Source organism: Parasedimentitalea psychrophila (assembly GCF_030285785.1).
In the GTDB taxonomy this organism is placed as follows: domain Bacteria; phylum Pseudomonadota; class Alphaproteobacteria; order Rhodobacterales; family Rhodobacteraceae; genus Parasedimentitalea; species Parasedimentitalea psychrophila.
In genome coordinates this window covers 4,673,169-4,690,322 of the sequence record NZ_CP127247.1, presented here as the reverse complement: position 1 = coordinate 4,690,322, position 17,154 = coordinate 4,673,169, and the positions used below count along the sequence as shown (strand labels likewise).

Genomic DNA, 17,154 nt, shown 5'->3' with positions numbered 1-17,154 from the left:
GGCAATCAGCCCGCCCGGCTCGCTGCAGGCCTGGTTAAGGCAGGGTGCAGGGTCCTCTTGGGGCGCGTGGTGACTGAAAATCCATGCAATGGATAAGCGACCCCATTGAATCAACGCCGACGGCGGCAGAATCAATGCCTGACGGCGCCAGACCTGGCGCTGTTTCAGAGAACCTGGGGCGCCTGCAGGGACCTGCAGATGCCATTCGGGTCGCTTCTGCACGGCACGCCGGTATACCCGGAAGAATTGGTGGCTTTTGGAGATCATCCCCGGCGAGAGTAAGTGCTTATTTACAGCGACTTGTCCGGGGAAGTGCATTTTTTTTCCGGAAAGCTGCGAAAAAGCCGAAACACCGCTTGACGATGCCCGAGCGCTGGGAATATTACAGCCCAACATTCAGCAGCGATGTTGGATGGATAGCAAGCGGTTGTAGCTCAGTTGGTTAGAGTGCCGGCCTGTCACGCCGGAGGTCGCGGGTTCGAGCCCCGTCAACCGCGCCACTGCTGTCTTACCCGCCTTGGGGAAATCAAGGTCCGCCCCGGAGGGGACTGGGTCGCAAGATCCGGTGAGAAGAAAATGCGCGGTTGTAGCTCAGCTGGTTAGAGTGCCGGCCTGTCACGCCGGAGGTCGCGGGTTCGAGCCCCGTCAACCGCGCCACTACTTTTCATCCTATCCTGAGGATATCAGGATCCGCCCCGGAGGGGACGTGACCGTAAGGTCATTGCGCGGTTGTAGCTCAGCTGGTTAGAGTGCCGGCCTGTCACGCCGGAGGTCGCGGGTTCGAGCCCCGTCAACCGCGCCACTTTCCCCAAATCCATTTCAGTGTGACTCGCCTTGATGTCTCCGGGATATCTCCGGGCTCTGGCGCCACATTGACACCACAGTGACGTCTGCCCAAGCGACGTCAGCCACAAGTGACTTCGATTGAAGGCGGGATACAGCCGCAGCGGGCCGCAGGCACGCTGCCAAGCCCAACGGGGCCGATCCTCAAGGATTGAGGCCCGGGCGGGAGCCCATCGTCCTTGGAAGCCTGTCGCGGTCAGGCTGTGGGGGTGTCTTGGCTGAAGCTGTTCAACCAGCCATCTGCGCGACGCTGCCACAGGGATGTGATATACATCACCTCTTGGTGTGGGCGCCCGGTTCGCTGATACTGCGCCCGGTAACTCAACAGGACGGCGTCCGGAGAAATCACCCGCAGTTGTGTGTGATCAAGCAAAAATACCTGCATCACCGGGCCGTCGGTCAATTGACCACAATGCTCGGCCTTGGTGGCAAATCCTGACGGGTATACACCGAGGAAATCAGCCGAAAGCAGGCTTGCGTCAGCCTCGGGATCACCCGCCACCAGCGCCCGCCAGACCTGTGTTTCCAGCGCCAGAATTTCGTCGAGTAACATGCTGCCTGAGTGTGATTCTTCTGTCATGAAGATTGGTTAGCCCCGAGTTTCCTAGCTGCCTTGCAGCTTCCGTGCCTGCTGTCTTTCCAAGGCTACTGGCGACAGCATCCCGTTGCTAGCGTGTTTGCGCCTCGAATTATAGAACATCTCGATGTCGCCGAAGATATCGTGCCTTGCGGGTTCTCTGGTTTTGCATGTCCTGCTCTGCATTAACCCCGTTACCGTCTGATGATGCATGCATCACCGAGAGCGGGCCGATGCTGCGGCGGGAAAAGAGGTCGACCACGGCCTTGTTGCACAAATCGATTGAGGGGATTCATCTCGTGAATCCAGCGTGATATCTGGCGGTCATGAGCAGCTGGACACCGACGACTTATAAGACCAAGAACTGGTCGACCTATATCCTTTCCCTGAAGCGGCGCGGGTCTTTATCAATCTGGTTTGACACAGAGATGGCGTGGGAGGCGAAGCCGTCAGGCCAACGTGGACGTCAGCAGGTTTATGGCGATGCGGCGATACAAGCCTGCCTGACCATCAAAGTGCTGTTCGGCTTGCCTTTGAGGCAGGCGACCGGGTTTGTGGAAAGCCTACTGGAACTGGTCGGGCTTGACTGGGCGGTGCCCGATTTCAGCACCTTGTGTCGCCCACTGCCTGGCAGTGCATGTTTACATGCACGAGAGGGACAGAAGACGTTGTCGGTTGCCATTCCATACCGGAGTTCACCGGGACCATTGCACCTTCTGATCCCCTCTCATCGCTGCAAGCAACGACTGCCAGGCAGTGGATAGCACTGGCATCAAAGCCGAGGGGGAGGGCGAGTGGAACGCACGCAAGCATGGCGGTCCCGCCACGCAAGAACGCCAAGTTATGGGAGCCCGCCTCTCGTGCATGCAGACATGCACTGCCGTGCAATGGACACGCCCGGGGCCAGGGCGCGAAACGGACGCGGTCCGTTCCTCAAAGTATCTGGGCCGCGCATTGTGGCGACAACTGACCGGATACCACCGCCAAAGCTGCGTGGAGATAAAAAAGCACTGTGTGAAACTGCTGGGTCAGCGCCCCTCTGCGCGAGACTTTGATAGGCAGGTTGCGGAGATCCAAATTCGTGCTGCGATCCTAAACGGATTCACAGCACTTGGCATACCCGAAACTGTTACCGTAGGATAAATCCGTCAGGGGTAAGGAGAAGTCCAGACGCAATCCGATTTGTGCAACAAAGCCAACGTCATATTCCCCTTGCAAGATCAGATGGCTCACTCGATCGGGCTTTTGTGCGGCATAGCTGATTGCAACAGGCGCGCCCTGTGACGGTCAGCGGCAACCGTTCGAGCCCGGTTGCCGCCACAACAGCTTCCAGTTCCTCTGTAAACCGAGCCAATGACAACTCTGTTACATCCCGCGCCGATAGGCCTGACCCACGCTGATCATACCGGTGCAGGCTAAAACTTTGACCCAAAGCCTCCTGAAACGGGCGCCATATGGGGCTACGCCAGTCATATTCCAAATGGGTCAGCCAATGCCCGACCCGAACCATCGGATAGCCGCGACCCGTGCGCGAATATGCAATGTCTGTGCCGTCGCGCGACTGACAATAATAGACTTTCTGACTGTCGGAAAGGGTCTGCCTGACCTCTATCTGTGGCTTCTCAACGGGATCATCGAAATGGACCGATGCAATAAATCTGCACCCTTTGCGTGGCCCGGTTTTGATGCAGTGTTGCGCCCGCCCACTGCCGCCTATCGCAGCAAGCGCCGCACTGATCCGCGAGCCGATAGCCGTTTCTGAGACGATCCTGCCATTCCAAACCTTTTCGATCATTTCGTCCCGGCTTATGATGCGATTGGGGCGACAGCTATTCGGCAATGGTCACGCTCGTTGTCGGCGCTCTGATCGGGAAATTAGCTGGCATTATTGCCCAGATCCCGGCCTGCGGAAATACCCAGCCCGACGCCGTTCCTGGCCTTGAGGCATTCACTCTTCTGGGAAATGTTTTTGAGTCTGGAGACGTCAGTGGCACACCTGAGAATACGATTGGGCCAATCCCCGTCGTATCAAGCGATCAGGCGAATGCGCCCTCATTGCTCAAGTCGATACAGGCCTACCGCTGGTTCATTGAGCATGGCGGACGACATGGCAGTGGCTGGCAAAATCTGGAGACTCGAGCCAGCCCTGAAACGGGGGGGGGCCGTTTCCACCAGCTCTGGCGGCTCAATAAATATTTGCGCAGAAGTTGATGATCATTGGCAAGAACGATGAGATGGAACATTGTGCGCCAGACATACAACATGCGGTTTTTGAATTAATCCCGGCAAATAAGCGACTGTGCCAAATTGACAAAGGGCATTTCGGGCTTCTTGATCCGCTCAGTTCTGAATTTGAAAAATCTGCAACAGTTCAGGTGAACGTCCTGCGTGAAATATTGGCGTGCAATCAACACCATGCCTCGTCCACCATCCAGAAGCTTTGCTGCCCGCATAGTGAGACCTTCGGCGAGCGGTTGATGCGGGGCTCGATTTCAGTAATGGCTCAGCCGCCCGTGCCCTATGACGCCTATGAGAAGGCCGACATGGTGTTCGCTCCGATGCGCCACCTGCCATTATTGGCGCAGAAAGTAGGCGCGGTGGACCAGGCTGTGCCGCTCAAAGGCTGGGACTTGCCAGATGAGTTCGCGACCCGACATTGCCAGCCAGCGGGTAAGCGCGATTACGTTCAGATCCTGCACCTTGGTTTTCTTCCCATCTGGGTTGCGATGATAGGGAAGTTGGTTCGAAACCACGAAAAATAGTTCGAAATTTGATTGCCGGTTTTCGAGAGAGAATTTGCTCTTGGGAAGAGGGGGGGCTACGGCATCGCAGTCGCGCCCTGAGAGGACGCTGTTTGCGCCGTTCGGATGTGCTACACGGTGGCACGCTCGAATCGAAAATCCCCTGAAACCCCCTGAAATACGGGCAAATACGGGGGAATCCTGCGACATGGGTGACCGGCTGATGTGGAGCTAATAGTTTGAAAAGTAACATAAAAAATGCGGCACGTTTAAGTGTGGCGCCGATGATGGACTGGAGCGACCGCCATTGTCGCTACATGCACCGTCTGCTCAGCCGTGAGGTGCTGCTGTATACTGAAATGGTGACCGCTCCGGCTTTGGTGCGCGGCGGGGCTCTGCACCTTTTGGCCTACAGTCCGCAGGAACATCCACTGGCTTTGCAACTTGGCGGGTCTGACCCGGTCGAGCTGGCCGCAGCCGCCAGGCTAGGGGCCGAGGCAGGCTATGATGAGATCAACCTCAATTGCGGCTGCCCGTCCGACCGGGTGCAGTCCGGTGCCTTTGGTGCAGTGTTGATGCAGCGTTCCGAATTGGTGGCAGACTGTGTCACCGCCATCCGCGAAGCGGTTGATGTCGAGGTGACCGTCAAGTGCCGCATCGGCGTCGATGAGCAGGAACCCCGGCAGATCCTGCCCGACTTCCTGCAAAAGATCCGCGCTGCTGGCTGCACCCGGGTGACGATCCATGCCCGCAAGGCTTGGCTGCAGGGCCTCAGCCCCAAGGAAAATCGGGATATTCCGCCGCTGGACTACGAGATCGTGCACCAGATGAAAGCCGATTTTCCGGATCTGCATATCTCGATCAATGGCGGCATCACCACCCTGGAAGAGGCCAAGGCGCAGCTCGACCGTGGCCTAGATGGGGTGATGGTCGGTCGGGCGGCCTATCACCAGCCCGGCGATGTCCTGCGCGCTGCGGATCAACAGATCTATGGCACTGGCGCGGTCAGTGACCCGGTTGAGGTCGCCCGGCAGATGTTGCCCTACATTGAGCGGCATCTCAGCGGCGGCGGTCGCTTGCATCAGGTGACCCGTCACATGCTGGGATTGTTCGCGGGGCGTCCCGGCGCCAGACAATGGCGGCGGACCCTGTCCGAGGGTGCCCATCGCGACAGTGCCGGACCGGCGCTGGTCGAAACCGCGCTGACGGCAATCACCGGCTGAGCCCAACCCCAGCCCCAGCCCTTTTGCAACTGGACTCTTGCCCCCGGACACCGTTTTGTCCGGGGAACGCGATACCTGAAGGAGAGCCCGATGCCCGATGCAATGCTACTAACCCAAATGCTGCTGATGCTTGCGGTGATCGGCGCTGTCGCCGGAGTGTTGGCGGGGTTGCTGGGGGTTGGCGGCGGAATCGTCTTGGTGCCAGCCTTTTTCTACGCGTTTCAGACGCTGGGCTATGGCGGTGATCAGCTGATGCAGCTCTGTCTGGCCACCTCGCTGGCGACCATCATCGTGACCTCGCTGCGATCAGTGATGAGCCATCACAAGAAAGGTGCCGTTGACTGGCAGATCCTACGGAGCTGGGCGCCGGGGATTGTTGTCGGCGCCATCGCCGGGGTGCTGGCGGCCTCGGCGCTGCGATCCACCACGCTGCAGGGGCTGTTTGGGGTTCTGGCGCTGGTGATCGGGCTGTATCTGGGCTTGGGGCGCAGTGAGTGGCGATTGGGCGAGGCAATGCCCAAAGGCGCGCGCCGTCTGGTCTTGTCCCCTTTGGTTGGCTTTCTGTCGGTGCTGATGGGCATTGGCGGCGGCAGTTTCGGCGTGCCACTGATGAGCCTGTATAACACGCCGATCCACCGGGCTGTGGCCACCGCCGCCGGGTTTGGCGTCATCATCGCAGTGCCCTCGGTGATTGGCTTCCTGTTGCTGCCGATTGACCCGGCAGTGCGGCCACCCCTGACCATTGGCGCGGTCAATCTGGTGGCCTTTGGTGTCGTGATCGCAATGACGCTGGTCACCGCGCCCTGGGGGGTGCGGCTGGCTCATGCGATGGACCCAAAGCCGCTAAAGCGGATCTTTGCGGTGTTCCTGATCGCGGTCGCCCTGAATATGCTGCGCAAGGCTCTGGGCTATTGATCCGGGTGCCCAGTTGGACCTGATGACAGCCGCCGCCGGCTGAAAAGGATACGGGCGCCCACTTCTTCTTGTTAAAAATACCTCCGCCGGAGGCGTCGCGCCGCCAGGCGCGCAATAACGTCGCGCCGTCAGGCACCGGTCACGGTTGAACCCGATCCGCCCGGCCAGCCCGACCGCCGCGGCGTTTTTTTGGCACCGCATTTCGGTTGGGCAGGTCTGCGACAATTGCATGACGCTCAGTCACTGACATCAGGGACCAGCGGCTGATTTCATCCAGCGACCGGGCACAGCCGGCACAGAGTTGGGTCTCGGGGTGCACGACGCAGACCTGGGTGCAGGGAGAGTCGACCTCGTCACGGGTCCAGACGTCGCGATTCATGTCTCTATCCATTCCTCAAATGCGCCATGCGATCCAGCGCACCTTGTAGAATATAAGCAGCCGCCACGTGATCAATGACTTCGGAACGACGCTTTCGGGAGGTATCCGCCTCCAGCAGGGCCCTTTCAGCGGCCACGGTGCTGAGCCGTTCATCCCAAAACCCGATTGGCAACTCGGTCAGCCGGCTCAGGTTGCGGGCAAAGGCGCGGGTTTTCTGGCAGCGTGACCCTTCCGAGCCATCCATATTGCGCGGCAGTCCCAGCACAATGCCAGCGATGTCGCGGCCCTTGATAATATCCAGCAGCTGGGCGGCATCCAGAGTGAATTTTTTCCGCCGCACCGTCAACAGCGGCGTTGCCACCGTCCCCATCAGGTCCGAAACCGCCACTCCGACGGTCTTATCCCCCAGATCCAGACCAATCAGGGCGCGATGCCTGGGCAGGCAGGCTGCAAATTCTTCGAACGGGTCCCGGATCATTGCAATAGTCCTGCCTGCTGGGCCGCACCGGTAATCAAGGCCACGGCCTCCGCATCCTCGGCAAAATTCTGCAAGGCCTCGCGGTGAATGGTGCGGGCGCGATCGCCCTCGTTCAGCACGCTCAAGGCGACAATCAACCGGGCCCATTCCTGCGCCGAGCCGCCTTCGCTGGCCAGCCGTTCTGCAAGGTTCGAAACCATGCCCCGGATCATCTGCTGGCGGTCTTCACTGCTCATATCTTGTGCGCCGGCCATCTCCTCGGCGGTGGGCCCGGACAGAGCGCCGCCAGCTTCGGGCTGCGGGGTGATCGGGCTGTGGTCAACCCCGGCGCGATAGGCCATCTCGGCGATCTGCGCCTGTATTCCCGGGATCCAGGCAGCCGTTGCCGGCCCCGCCTGCAAGGTCTCCGACCAGATCTGATAGGCCCTGTCCGGACGGCCAATTTGCCCCAGCATCAGCCCCCAATAATATCGCGCCGGGCCATTGCCCTTGTCCAGCTCCAGGGCGCGGCGCAATTCATCCTCAGCTTCCAGAGAGACATAACCACCGGCGGCCATGATCATCAGTTCGGCGGTCTCGGCATGATCCTTGGCCACACCGTCACCCGACAGGATGCGGATGTAGTTCTGCTTGGCCTGATAGGCGGCGACAAAATTACCCAGATTGGCCTCATGTTGCACCAGCAACGCCTGACCCTGGGCATCATTGCTGCGTTCGCCAGCGGTCTGGCGCAACTGCTCCACCAATTGCAAATAGCTGTCCTCGACCTGCTGCTGCGGTTGCGGCGGTGCGCCTGCTTCGGCCTGCGCCTGCGAGGGTCGGTCGGTGGCCCGTTCTTGCGCCTGTTCTATGCGATCGGCCAGTGGCATGTCGCCATAGCCATGCACCCCCAGCCGGTAATACAGCCCCATTGATCCGCCAAGGACCAGCACCGCAACCAGCACCGCCATTCCCACGGTCACGCGCCGGGGCTGCGCTAGATTGGCGGGATGGTTTTGAAGCTGCTCATCCGCGGCCAGAATGCGGCGCGAGATTTCGGTCTGGGTGCGTTCGGCATCCCCTTGGTTGATGACCCCACGGGCCAGATCCTTGTCCAATTCGCGCAATTGCTGGCGATAGACTTTCAGATCATATGCAGCTGCCGGCGCGCCCTGTTTTCGGGCGCGCAAAAGAACCATGGCAATCAGCAGACAAACGGCCAGCGCCATAAACGAGGTAACAATCCAGAAGGTCATAGCGTTTCCCTATTTTGCCCTCGTCTATAGGGCCAGGACTGGGGAAAAAAGAGTAAACTTGCCATACCGCCTGCGGTCTCACGCCACAGTGATGTCGCAATCCCACGCAATTACGACGATTAACGGCGCGGTCTCCAGCTGCGGCTGAGGCATACCTTTTGATATCTCGACCCAATTGGATTCGCCATGAAACGCTACTCGGTATTTGCTGTCGCGCGCGAGGCCCTGCGCTACCACTCCGGATGGGAGCGCGCCTGGCGCTCGCCCACCCCCAAACGTCACTATGACGTCATCATTGTAGGCGCTGGCGGCCATGGATTGGCCACCGCTTACTATCTTGGCAAGAACTACGGCATCACCAATGTCGCAGTGATTGAAAAGGGCTGGCTGGGCGGCGGCAACACCGGCCGCAATACCACCATCATCCGCTCCAACTACCTGCAGGACCCCTCGGCGGCGATCTACGAAAAGGCGCGGGGATTATACGAAAACCTGAGCCAGGATCTGAACTATAACGTCATGTTCAGCCCCCGTGGCGTGTTGATGCTGGCGCAGACCCAGCATGAAATCCGCGGCTACCAGCGCACCGCCCATGCCAATGCCCTGCAGGGCGTCAAAACCGAATTTGTCTCGCCGCAGCGGGTCAAGGAAATCGTGCCGATCATCAATCTGGACGGGCCGCGCTATCCGGTGCTGGGCGCCCTGTGGCAGGAACGCGGCGGCACCGCCCGTCACGATGCGGTGGCCTGGGGCTATGCCCGCGCCTGCTCTGACATGGGCATGGATATCATCCAGCAATGCGAAGTCACCGGCGTACGGGTCGAAGGCGGCCGGGTGGCCGGTGTCGATACCTCCAAAGGCCCGATTGACTGCGACAAACTGGGTATGCTGGTGGCGGGCAATGCCTCGGTGCTGTCTGAGATGGCCGGCTTCCGGCTGCCAATGGAGAGCGTGGCGCTGCAGGCGCTGGTGTCTGAGCCGATCAAGCCCTGCATGGATGTGGTGGTGATGGCCAATACTGTGCACGGCTACATGAGCCAGTCCGACAAGGGTGAAATGGTCATCGGCGGCGGCACCGACGGTTTCAACAACTACACCCAGCGCGGCTCGTTCCATCACATCGAAGAGACCGTGCGCGCTCTGGTTGAGACCTTCCCAATGGTCAGCCGCCTTAAGATGCTGCGCCAGTGGGGCGGCATTGTCGATGTCACAGGCGACCGCTCGCCAATCATCTCCAAAACCCCGGTGGGCAATGTCTTTGTCAACTGCGGTTGGGGCACCGGCGGCTTCAAATCGATCCCCGGATCCGGCTGGGGCATGGCCGAGCTGATGGCCACCGGCCACTCATCCCTGACCGAGGCCTTCACCATCGACCGTTTCAAAGAAGGCCAGTTCATCGACGAAAGCGTCGCCGCCGGGGTGGCGCACTGATGACCTGTAATACTTCCGTGCAGGCTGCCCTGCCGCTCAAAGGACAATGACATGCTGATCCTTGAATGCCCATATTGCGGCGTCAAAGCCGAAGAAAGTGAATTGCACGCCGGCGGCGAAGCACATCTGACCCGCTTTGGTCCCGGCTCCTCCGACGCTGAGTTCCACGACTACCTGTTCATGCGCGAAAACCCGCGCGGGGTGCATTTTGAACGCTGGCGTCACATCAATGGCTGCGGCAAGTGGTTCCACGCCGCCCGCTGCACCACAACGCTCGAGGTGTTTGGCACCTATTCGGCGCAAACACTGGAACCGCCACAGGCCATCCGCGATGCGGTCAGCGCCAAACGCCCCGGTTGGCGCTGGAGAGACCTCTAATGAGCCTTCTTTTTGCTGAAAATACTCAAATCCCGACCGCCCCTCTGCGCGAAAGGTCCGCCACATGAGCACGCGTCTTGCCAAACAGGGCCGGTTGATCGACCGCTCCCAACCCATCGAATTCACCTTTAACGGCTCCCGTATGAGCGGCTACGCCGGCGATACCCTGGCCTCGGCCCTGCTGGCCAATGATCAGATGATGATGGGCCGCTCCTTCAAATATCACCGCCCCCGCGGCGTGGTTGCCTCCGGCGCCGAAGAACCCAACGCCCTGGTGGGCCTGGGCAATGGCGACCGGTTTGAGCCAAACCAGCGGGTCACCACGACTGAACTGTTCGCCGGTCTGTCGGCGCAGTCGCAGAACCACTGGCCCAGCCTGGACTTCGACGTGGGTGCCATCAATACGCATCTGTCTCGGTTCCTGCCGGCCGGGTTCTATTACAAGATGTTCATGTATCCTCGCTCGTTCTGGAAGCATGTCTACGAGCCGATTATCCGCAAGTCTGCCGGTCTGGGCAAAGCGCCAGACAAAGACCTGATTGACGCTGATCACTACGAACATTTCTACTTCTTCGCGGATGTTCTGGTGGTCGGCGGCGGCATTGCAGGCCTGCAGGCGGCCAAAGCAGCAGCGCTCAGCGGTGCCAAGGTGCTGCTGATGGAGCAGACCGCCCATTGGGGCGGACGGGCGCCGGTGGATGGCGGCACCATTGACGGAACCGACCCCGAGGCCTGGATCGAGCAGACCCTGGCTGAACTGACCGCGATGGACAATGTCACCCTGCGCACCCGCTGCATGGGGGCAGGTGTCTATGACCATGGCTATGCTCTGGGTTATGAGCGTCTGACTGATCACACCCCCGGAGAGCCAGGCCCGCGCCATCGTCTGTGGCGCATCCGGGCCAGCCAGATTGTCACCGCTACCGGTGCAATCGAGCGGCCGCTGTCCTTTGCGGGCAACGACGTTCCGGGTGTTATGCTGGCCGGTGCCATGCGCGACTATGTGGTGAACTGGGGGGTAACTCCGGGTCAGCGGGTGGTGGTTGTCACCAACAATGACGATGCCTATCGCACCGCCATTACCCTGCATAAGGCCGGAGTCGAGGTGGTCCGTATTCTGGATGCACGACCCGCTGGTGGCGGCTCTCTGATGGAAGAGGCTCGCCAGTTGGGTATTCGGGTCGAGCCCGGTCGCGCCATCGCCAAGGTCACCGGCGGCAAGCGGGTCACCAAGGTTTCGATCTGCGCCCAGGACGGCGAAGGCGGTGCCCAGGAAGACATCGCAGCAGATGCGGTGGCGATGTCCGGCGGCTGGTCTCCGGTTGTGCACCTGTGGTCCCATTGTGGCGGCAAACTGATCTGGGATGACGCCCAGGCGCATTTCCGCCCCGATGCCACCCGGCCGCCACTGGGCGACGATGGTGCTGGTTTTGTGATCGCGGCGGGCTCTGCCAATGGCGCGATGGATCTAAGCGGCGTACTGGTGGATGCTACGGCTGCGGGATCTGCCGCGGCTGCGGCGGCAGGGTTTGCCGCCGGGGATGCGTCCGCTCCGGTTGCCTCGCAGAGCGAGGAAGCCCCGATGCTGCCGGTCTGGCTGATGCCCGCCAAGGCAGACATCAAACTGCGGATGAAAACCTGGCTGGACTATCAAAACGACGTCAAGGTTTCCGATGTGCAGCTGGCGGCGCGTGAAGGCTATGAAAGCGTCGAGCATACCAAGCGTTATACCACGCTGGGCATGGCAACTGATCAGGGGAAACTTTCCAACATCAACGGCTTGGCAGTGCTTGCTGATACGTTAGGCGCGAAAATTCCACAAGTCGGAACCACCACGTTCCGGCCACCGTACACGCCGATTTCAATGGGTGCGATTGGTGGCGAGGCACGCGGCGAGATTTTCCAGCCGATCCGCAAAACCCCGATGCACGACTGGCATCAGGCCAGTGGCGCTGATTGGGAGCCGGTGGGGCAGTGGCGCCGGGCCTATGCCTTTGTTGGATCCAACGAAACTGTTGAGCAGGCGGTGGCGCGTGAGGTGACCAACACCCGCGAGAACCTCGGGCTGCTGGATGCCTCAACCCTGGGCAAATTGATCGTCAAAGGCGCTGATGCTGGTCGCTTCATGGACATGATGTATACCAACATGATGTCCAACCTGAAGATCGGCAAATGCCGCTATGGGTTGATGTGTTCGGAAAACGGTTTCCTGATCGACGACGGCGTTGTTGCCCGCATCGATGAAGACACCTGGCTGTGTCACACCACCACTGGCGGTGCCGAACGTATCCATGGCCACATGGAAGAATGGCTGCAGACCGAATGGTGGGACTGGAATGTCTATGTCGCCAATATCACCGAGCAGCTGGCGCAGGTCGCCGTGGTTGGTCCCAATGCCCGCAAGGTGCTGGAGAAACTGGGCGGCATGGATGTCAGTAAAGAGGCGCTGCCGTTCATGGAATGGCGGGATGGTCAGATCGGTGGCTTTGACTGCCGCGCCTACCGGATCTCGTTCTCGGGTGAACTCTCCTATGAGATCGCCGTTCCTGCCAGCCAGGGTCAGGCGTTCTGGACGGCGCTGATGGAGGCGGGCAAAGAGTTCGGGGTGATGCCTTATGGCACCGAATGTCTGCACATCCTGCGGGCCGAGAAGGGCTTTATCATGATCGGAGATGAATCCGACGGCACCGTGATCCCACAGGATCTGGGGCTGAGCTGGGCGATCTCCAAGAAAAAGGACGATTTCCTTGGCAAACGGGCGCAGCTGCGCTCGCATATGGCGGACCCGGATCGCTGGCAGCTGGTGGGTCTCGAGACCGTCGACGGATCGGTGCTGCCGGATGGCGCCTATGCCACCGGCAATGGTGTCAATGCCAATGGCCAGCGCAATGTGATTGGCCGGGTGACCTCGACCTATCACTCGCCGACCATGAACAAGGGCATCGCCATGGGGCTGGTGCACAACGGCCGCAAGCGCATGGACGAGGTGATCGAGTTCCCGGGCACCGATGGTAAGATCTACAAAGCCAAGATCGTTGATCAGGTGTTTTATGACAAGGAAGGGGAGAAGCAGAATGTCTGATCCTGTAAGCGCACTGAACGGCGCTGCGTTCAGCGGTATCGCCACTGTTGAAGAAGCTGGCCTGGCGGGGATGATTACCCTCCGCGGAGATCTGGGCTCTAAAACACTGGGCGCTGCGATCAAGGCCGTCACCGGCGTTGATGTCCCTGCTGCCAACAGGGTTGCCCTGTCCGATGAGGGCGGTGCGGCCTGGATGTCGCCGGATGAACTGCTGCTGATGGTGCCCTACACCGAAGTGGAAGGGAAACTGGCGGCGCTGACCGAGGCGTTGACGGGCGAACATGCTCTGGCGGTCAACGTCTCTGACGCTCGCGCCGTGTTCCGCCTGTCCGGTGAGGGCGCGCGGGAGACACTGGCTAAGGTTTGCCCGGTGGATCTGTCAGCCGAGGCTTTTGTGGCGGGTCAGTTCCGTCGCACCCGGATGGCCCAGGTCGCCGCTGCATTCTGGCTGGATGAGGGCGGCGTGTTCACTATCGTGTGCTTCCGCTCTGTGGGGGATTATGTGTTCAAACTGTTGAGCAACGCCGCGCATCCTCACTCAAAAGTCGGTGTTTACTAACCGATTTTGACACCCCACACCGCCCGGTTTCGGCGCGGTGTGGGGTGTATTGATGAAAATTCAATTACATCATCCATCACCCATAGGTGGAATGGATTCTGGCAAAGCCCATGTCAGTGATTCTCTGTTGGCCTATGATAATGACAGTCTTGCCTCGGGAACCTGTCACAAGATCTGACCGAATATTTGCCAGTGGATCTCGCAGTGGATCTGAAGCGCTCGGGGTCGGGGGGGCTGAAGCCGCGCAGCCTGTCGGCTTTGGCTTGATCTGTACCGCACATTGGCACATAAGATATTTTTAGAACACAACAATTCTAGAAGGGTGCCACCATGGCTTTTGAACTTCCCGATCTTCCCTATGCTCATGATGCGCTGGCTGCCAAAGGCATGTCGGCTGAAACCATGGAGTATCACCATGATCTGCACCACAATGCCTATGTCACCAATGGCAACAAACTGATCGAGGGGACCGACTGGGCCGGCAAATCTCTCGAAGAGATCATCGTGGGCACCTATGACGCATCCAGCGTTGCCCAAAACGGTATCTTCAACAATATCTCACAACTGTGGAACCACAATGAATTCTGGACCATGATGGGTCCAAAGGGTGACGTGATGCCGTCAGAGCTGGAGAAGGCTCTGGTTGAGAATTTTGGCTCGGTTGACGATTTCAAATCACAGTTCTCGGCTGCTGGCGCTGGTCAGTTTGGCGCAGGCTGGGCTTGGCTGGTTAAGAATGCAGACGGATCGCTGGCAGTGACCAAGACCGAAAACGGCGTCAACCCGCTGTGCTTTGGTCAGACCGCGCTGTTGGGCTGTGATGTCTGGGAGCATTCCTACTACATCGATTTCCGCAACAAACGGCCTGCCTATCTGTCGAACTTCCTCGACACTCTGGTTGACTGGGAAAATGTTGCGTCCCGTCTGGGATAATCCCTGGACTGCCTGGATGGTATTGATTTGAAAACGCCCGGCCAAAGTGCCGGGCGTTTTTGTTTTTGGGCCTCCGGCGGAGGTATTTTTGACAAGAAGAATGGCAACAGGGCGGCGCAGGCGGAGTGGCAGATCTGAGCTGGAGTCAGGATTTGAAATGTTTTGACAGCTTGAGCCCCTGGCCCTGATAATTGGAGGCGATGCCGGAGCCATAGAGTTGCTCTGGCACCTGCGCCATTTTTTCATAGACCAGGCGGCCGACGATCTGGCCATGTTCCAGCACAAAGGGCGCCTCGTGGCAGCGCACTTCGAGAACCCCGCGGGAGCCCGCGCCGCCCGCCGCGTCATGGCCGAAGCCGGGATCAAAGAAGCCGGCGTAATGGACCCGGAATTCGCCGACCATGGCCAGATAAGGCGCCATTTCAGCGGCGTATTCAGGCGGGATGTGGACGGCTTCGCGGCTGACCAGGATGTAGAAGGCGCCGGGGTCCAGAATGATGCGTCCCTCGCTGCTGCGGACCTCTTCCCAATAGTCGCGCGGATCATAGGCGCCGATCCGGTCCAGATCGATCACACCTGTATGGGGTTTGGCGCGATAGCCGACCAGGTCGCTGCCGGGCAGTTGCAGGTCCACCGAGAAGCCCAGACCGTCCTGAATGAGCGCCGGGCCGTCCACCAGGGGGGAGTGTTGGTGCAGCGCGCTCAATTGGGCGTCCGTCAGCACCGCCTGGCCGCTGCGGAAGCGAATTTGGTTCAGGCGCATTCCCGGTCGCACCAGCACGGAAAACGATCGCGGGCAGATTTCAGCGTAGAGCGGCCCGCAGTAGCCCGGTTTGATCCGGTCAAATTCGGCGCTGCCATCGGTGATGGTACGGGTCAGCAGGTCCAGACGTCCGGTTGAGCTTTTGGCGTTTGCCACTGCGGCGATATGCTCGGGCAGGGACAGGTGCTCCATCAGCGGCACCACGTAGACGCAGCCTTTTTCCAGCACTGCCCCTTGGCTCAGATCTATGCGGTGCATTTCAAATTCACGGAGCCGGTCGGCCACGCTCTGACCTTCACCGGCCAGAAACGAGGCCCGGACGCGGTAAGCAACATGGCCCAGCCGCAGGTCCAGACTGGCCGGCTGAATTTGCCCGTCCACGGTGGGTTCACTGACGGTGATCTCACCGTGTTCAAGCATTTTTTCAATGGCTTGGCTGGGCAATACACCGGTCATGACTGGTTCCTTTAAATGCAGCTCCAAGACGGAACGCCCGGTGATGCTGGCCTATTTTTGGGCGCTATGCAATTGATCCCGCATGCGGTTGGGGGCTGTTGATATACAAAACGCCCGGGTGATCACTCACCCGGGCGTTTTTGTATGGTCGGGCTAGCAGGACTCGAACCTGCGACCTTCCGTCCCCCAGACGGACGCGCTACCAGACTGCGCCATAGCCCGTTATTGAGAGCGTTTTACTGTATCTGAGGGCAGGGGCAAGAGGCAAAATCAGTCTTTTTTCAATTGGCTGTCGGATTGTTCTGAGGACTGGCCAGGGAGCGCAGCTGATCGGCGCAAATCAGCGCCTCGGCCTGTGAAGACCGGGGCAGCGAGGTGATGCCGGCAAATTGCGCAAGAACCCCTGTATGGCTGACGCTCAGTGCGTCATCGGCGGTGTCGTCTATCTCAATGATTCGAGGACGCCCTGTCGCTGCGGCCGTTTCGGAGCCAGTCTCAGCCATCACCTCAGCCGGGGAATCTGGGCTGCCACCGGGGTTGTCGGGCGTTTCACTGGGGTCTTGCGTTTCACTGGCGCCTTGCGATGTTTCAGCCGGGGCACCCGCATCCGAGTCGCCCTGCGGCTCCGATTCAGAGCCCGGTACATAAGCTGGTACAGAGTCCGGTACTGGCTCGGGCTGAACATTGGTTTCGGGCAACGGGTCGACCACCGGCTCCGATTGAATGTCCGCGGCCTCTGCGCCCCATTCGGGCCGGGAACTGGGCTGCTGCGATTCGAGGTTCATCGGCATTTTCTCTTGCACCGAAACCAACTGCGGCTGTCTGGAGAAATCGCCAACACTGGCCTCCACTTCGATCACCGGCATCGGATCCGTCGTCTGCTCCAGCGAGGCCGACCTGTCAGAGATATGGGCAATGCCATGATCGCGCAGCAGAGCCTGAACTTCCTTGATGGTCTTGCCGTCGTCGTGCAGCAGGTGTTTGATGCCGCCCACCAGCATCATGTCGGCGGGGCGATAATAGCGTCGCCCACCCGCTCGCTTGACCGGCTTGATCTGGGTGAATTTGCTTTCCCAAAAGCGCAGCACATGCGCCGGAATCCCCAACCATTCCGCAACTTCGCTGATGGTGCGAAAGGCGTCTGGTGATTTTGACATGTGA

At 59.8% G+C, this 17,154-nt stretch carries 15 protein-coding genes, 4 tRNA genes and 2 pseudogenes; 13 read left to right on the top strand and 8 right to left on the bottom strand.

Annotation, left to right across the window (positions count from 1 at the left end):
* Nucleotides 1–423 precede the first annotated feature (423 nt).
* From QPJ95_RS22680 to QPJ95_RS22670, 3 genes are all read left to right on the top strand, one after another.
* A tRNA-Asp gene (locus QPJ95_RS22680) sits at nucleotides 424–500 on the top strand.
* 80 nt (nucleotides 501–580) lie between these two features.
* Nucleotides 581–657, top strand: a tRNA-Asp gene (locus QPJ95_RS22675).
* A gap of 68 nt (nucleotides 658–725) precedes the next feature.
* Nucleotides 726–802, top strand: a tRNA-Asp gene (locus QPJ95_RS22670).
* 237 nt (nucleotides 803–1,039) lie between these two features.
* Here QPJ95_RS22670 and QPJ95_RS22665 read toward each other — a convergent pair.
* Nucleotides 1,040–1,423 (bottom strand): nuclear transport factor 2 family protein, encoded by a 384-nt coding sequence (locus QPJ95_RS22665; protein WP_270920295.1) that lies wholly within the window; start codon nucleotides 1,421–1,423, stop codon nucleotides 1,040–1,042.
* Between the two features lie 24 nt (nucleotides 1,424–1,447).
* Nucleotides 1,448–1,606 (bottom strand): annotated as a pseudogene (locus QPJ95_RS22660) (IS3 family transposase); the annotation flags it as partial.
* 140 nt (nucleotides 1,607–1,746) lie between these two features.
* Between QPJ95_RS22660 and QPJ95_RS22655 the strand changes: the two are divergent.
* From QPJ95_RS22655 to QPJ95_RS22635, 5 genes and pseudogenes are all read left to right on the top strand, one after another.
* Nucleotides 1,747–2,563: pseudogene (locus tag QPJ95_RS22655) on the top strand (transposase).
* A 696-nt stretch (nucleotides 2,564–3,259) separates the two neighbouring features.
* A complete protein-coding gene (locus QPJ95_RS22650) occupies nucleotides 3,260–3,631 on the top strand; it encodes a hypothetical protein (protein WP_270920294.1) in 372 nt (123 codons plus the stop codon).
* Nucleotides 3,631–4,182, top strand: a complete 552-nt coding sequence (locus tag QPJ95_RS22645; protein ID WP_270920293.1) for a hypothetical protein — start codon at nucleotides 3,631–3,633, stop codon at nucleotides 4,180–4,182. Before QPJ95_RS22650 ends, QPJ95_RS22645 begins: the two co-directional genes overlap by 1 nt.
* Nucleotides 4,183–4,445: 263 nt before the next feature.
* Nucleotides 4,446–5,384, top strand: a complete 939-nt coding sequence (gene dusA / locus QPJ95_RS22640) for a tRNA dihydrouridine(20/20a) synthase DusA (RefSeq protein WP_286018292.1) — start codon at nucleotides 4,446–4,448, stop codon at nucleotides 5,382–5,384.
* A gap of 90 nt (nucleotides 5,385–5,474) precedes the next feature.
* Entirely contained in the window at nucleotides 5,475–6,299 is an 825-nt protein-coding gene (locus QPJ95_RS22635) for a sulfite exporter TauE/SafE family protein (RefSeq protein ID WP_270920291.1), read from the top strand.
* Between the two features lie 139 nt (nucleotides 6,300–6,438).
* Here QPJ95_RS22635 and QPJ95_RS22630 read toward each other — a convergent pair whose 3' ends face one another.
* From QPJ95_RS22630 to ccmI, 3 genes are read right to left on the bottom strand one after another with little or no spacing between them, the layout of a single operon-like run.
* On the bottom strand, nucleotides 6,439–6,678 hold the full coding sequence (locus QPJ95_RS22630) for a DUF1289 domain-containing protein (protein WP_270920290.1): 240 nt from the start codon (nucleotides 6,676–6,678) through the stop codon (nucleotides 6,439–6,441).
* Nucleotides 6,679–6,682: 4 nt separating this feature from the next.
* Nucleotides 6,683–7,156, bottom strand: coding sequence for a Holliday junction resolvase RuvX (gene ruvX / locus QPJ95_RS22625; RefSeq protein ID WP_270920289.1), 474 nt, complete (start codon nucleotides 7,154–7,156; stop codon nucleotides 6,683–6,685).
* Nucleotides 7,153–8,391, bottom strand: a complete 1,239-nt coding sequence (gene ccmI / locus QPJ95_RS22620; RefSeq protein ID WP_270920288.1) for a c-type cytochrome biogenesis protein CcmI — start codon at nucleotides 8,389–8,391, stop codon at nucleotides 7,153–7,155. Before ccmI ends, ruvX begins: the two co-directional genes overlap by 4 nt.
* Before the next feature lie 186 nt (nucleotides 8,392–8,577).
* On the opposite strand from ccmI, the gene QPJ95_RS22615 reads away from it, so the two are divergent.
* The 5 genes from QPJ95_RS22615 (at nucleotide 8,578) to QPJ95_RS22595 (ending at nucleotide 14,774) form a co-directional block, all read left to right on the top strand.
* The gene (locus tag QPJ95_RS22615; protein WP_270920287.1) at nucleotides 8,578–9,822 is read left to right on the top strand and encodes a sarcosine oxidase subunit beta family protein; all 1,245 of its coding nucleotides are present in this window, start codon (nucleotides 8,578–8,580) and stop codon (nucleotides 9,820–9,822) included.
* A 51-nt stretch (nucleotides 9,823–9,873) separates the two neighbouring features.
* On the top strand, nucleotides 9,874–10,200 hold the full coding sequence (locus QPJ95_RS22610) for a sarcosine oxidase subunit delta (protein ID WP_270920286.1): 327 nt from the start codon (nucleotides 9,874–9,876) through the stop codon (nucleotides 10,198–10,200).
* Nucleotides 10,201–10,264: 64 nt separating this feature from the next.
* Nucleotides 10,265–13,282, top strand: a complete 3,018-nt coding sequence (locus QPJ95_RS22605; protein ID WP_270920285.1) for a sarcosine oxidase subunit alpha family protein — start codon at nucleotides 10,265–10,267, stop codon at nucleotides 13,280–13,282.
* Nucleotides 13,275–13,841: a sarcosine oxidase subunit gamma gene (locus tag QPJ95_RS22600; protein WP_270920284.1), complete on the top strand. Its 567-nt coding sequence runs from the start codon at nucleotides 13,275–13,277 to the stop codon at nucleotides 13,839–13,841. Before QPJ95_RS22605 ends, QPJ95_RS22600 begins: the two co-directional genes overlap by 8 nt.
* A 330-nt stretch (nucleotides 13,842–14,171) precedes the next feature.
* A complete protein-coding gene (locus QPJ95_RS22595; RefSeq protein ID WP_270920283.1) occupies nucleotides 14,172–14,774 on the top strand; it encodes a superoxide dismutase in 603 nt (200 codons plus the stop codon).
* A 145-nt stretch (nucleotides 14,775–14,919) separates the two neighbouring features.
* On the opposite strand, the gene QPJ95_RS22590 is transcribed toward QPJ95_RS22595, so the two are convergent.
* From QPJ95_RS22590 to QPJ95_RS22580, 3 genes are all read right to left on the bottom strand, one after another.
* Nucleotides 14,920–15,993 (bottom strand): 2'-deoxycytidine 5'-triphosphate deaminase, encoded by a 1,074-nt coding sequence (locus tag QPJ95_RS22590; RefSeq protein WP_270920282.1) that lies wholly within the window; start codon nucleotides 15,991–15,993, stop codon nucleotides 14,920–14,922.
* A gap of 145 nt (nucleotides 15,994–16,138) precedes the next feature.
* Nucleotides 16,139–16,215, bottom strand: a tRNA-Pro gene (locus QPJ95_RS22585).
* Between the two features lie 59 nt (nucleotides 16,216–16,274).
* The gene (locus tag QPJ95_RS22580) at nucleotides 16,275–17,150 is read right to left on the bottom strand and encodes a MerR family transcriptional regulator (protein ID WP_270920281.1); all 876 of its coding nucleotides are present in this window, start codon (nucleotides 17,148–17,150) and stop codon (nucleotides 16,275–16,277) included.
* Nucleotides 17,151–17,154: the final 4 nt, after the last annotated feature.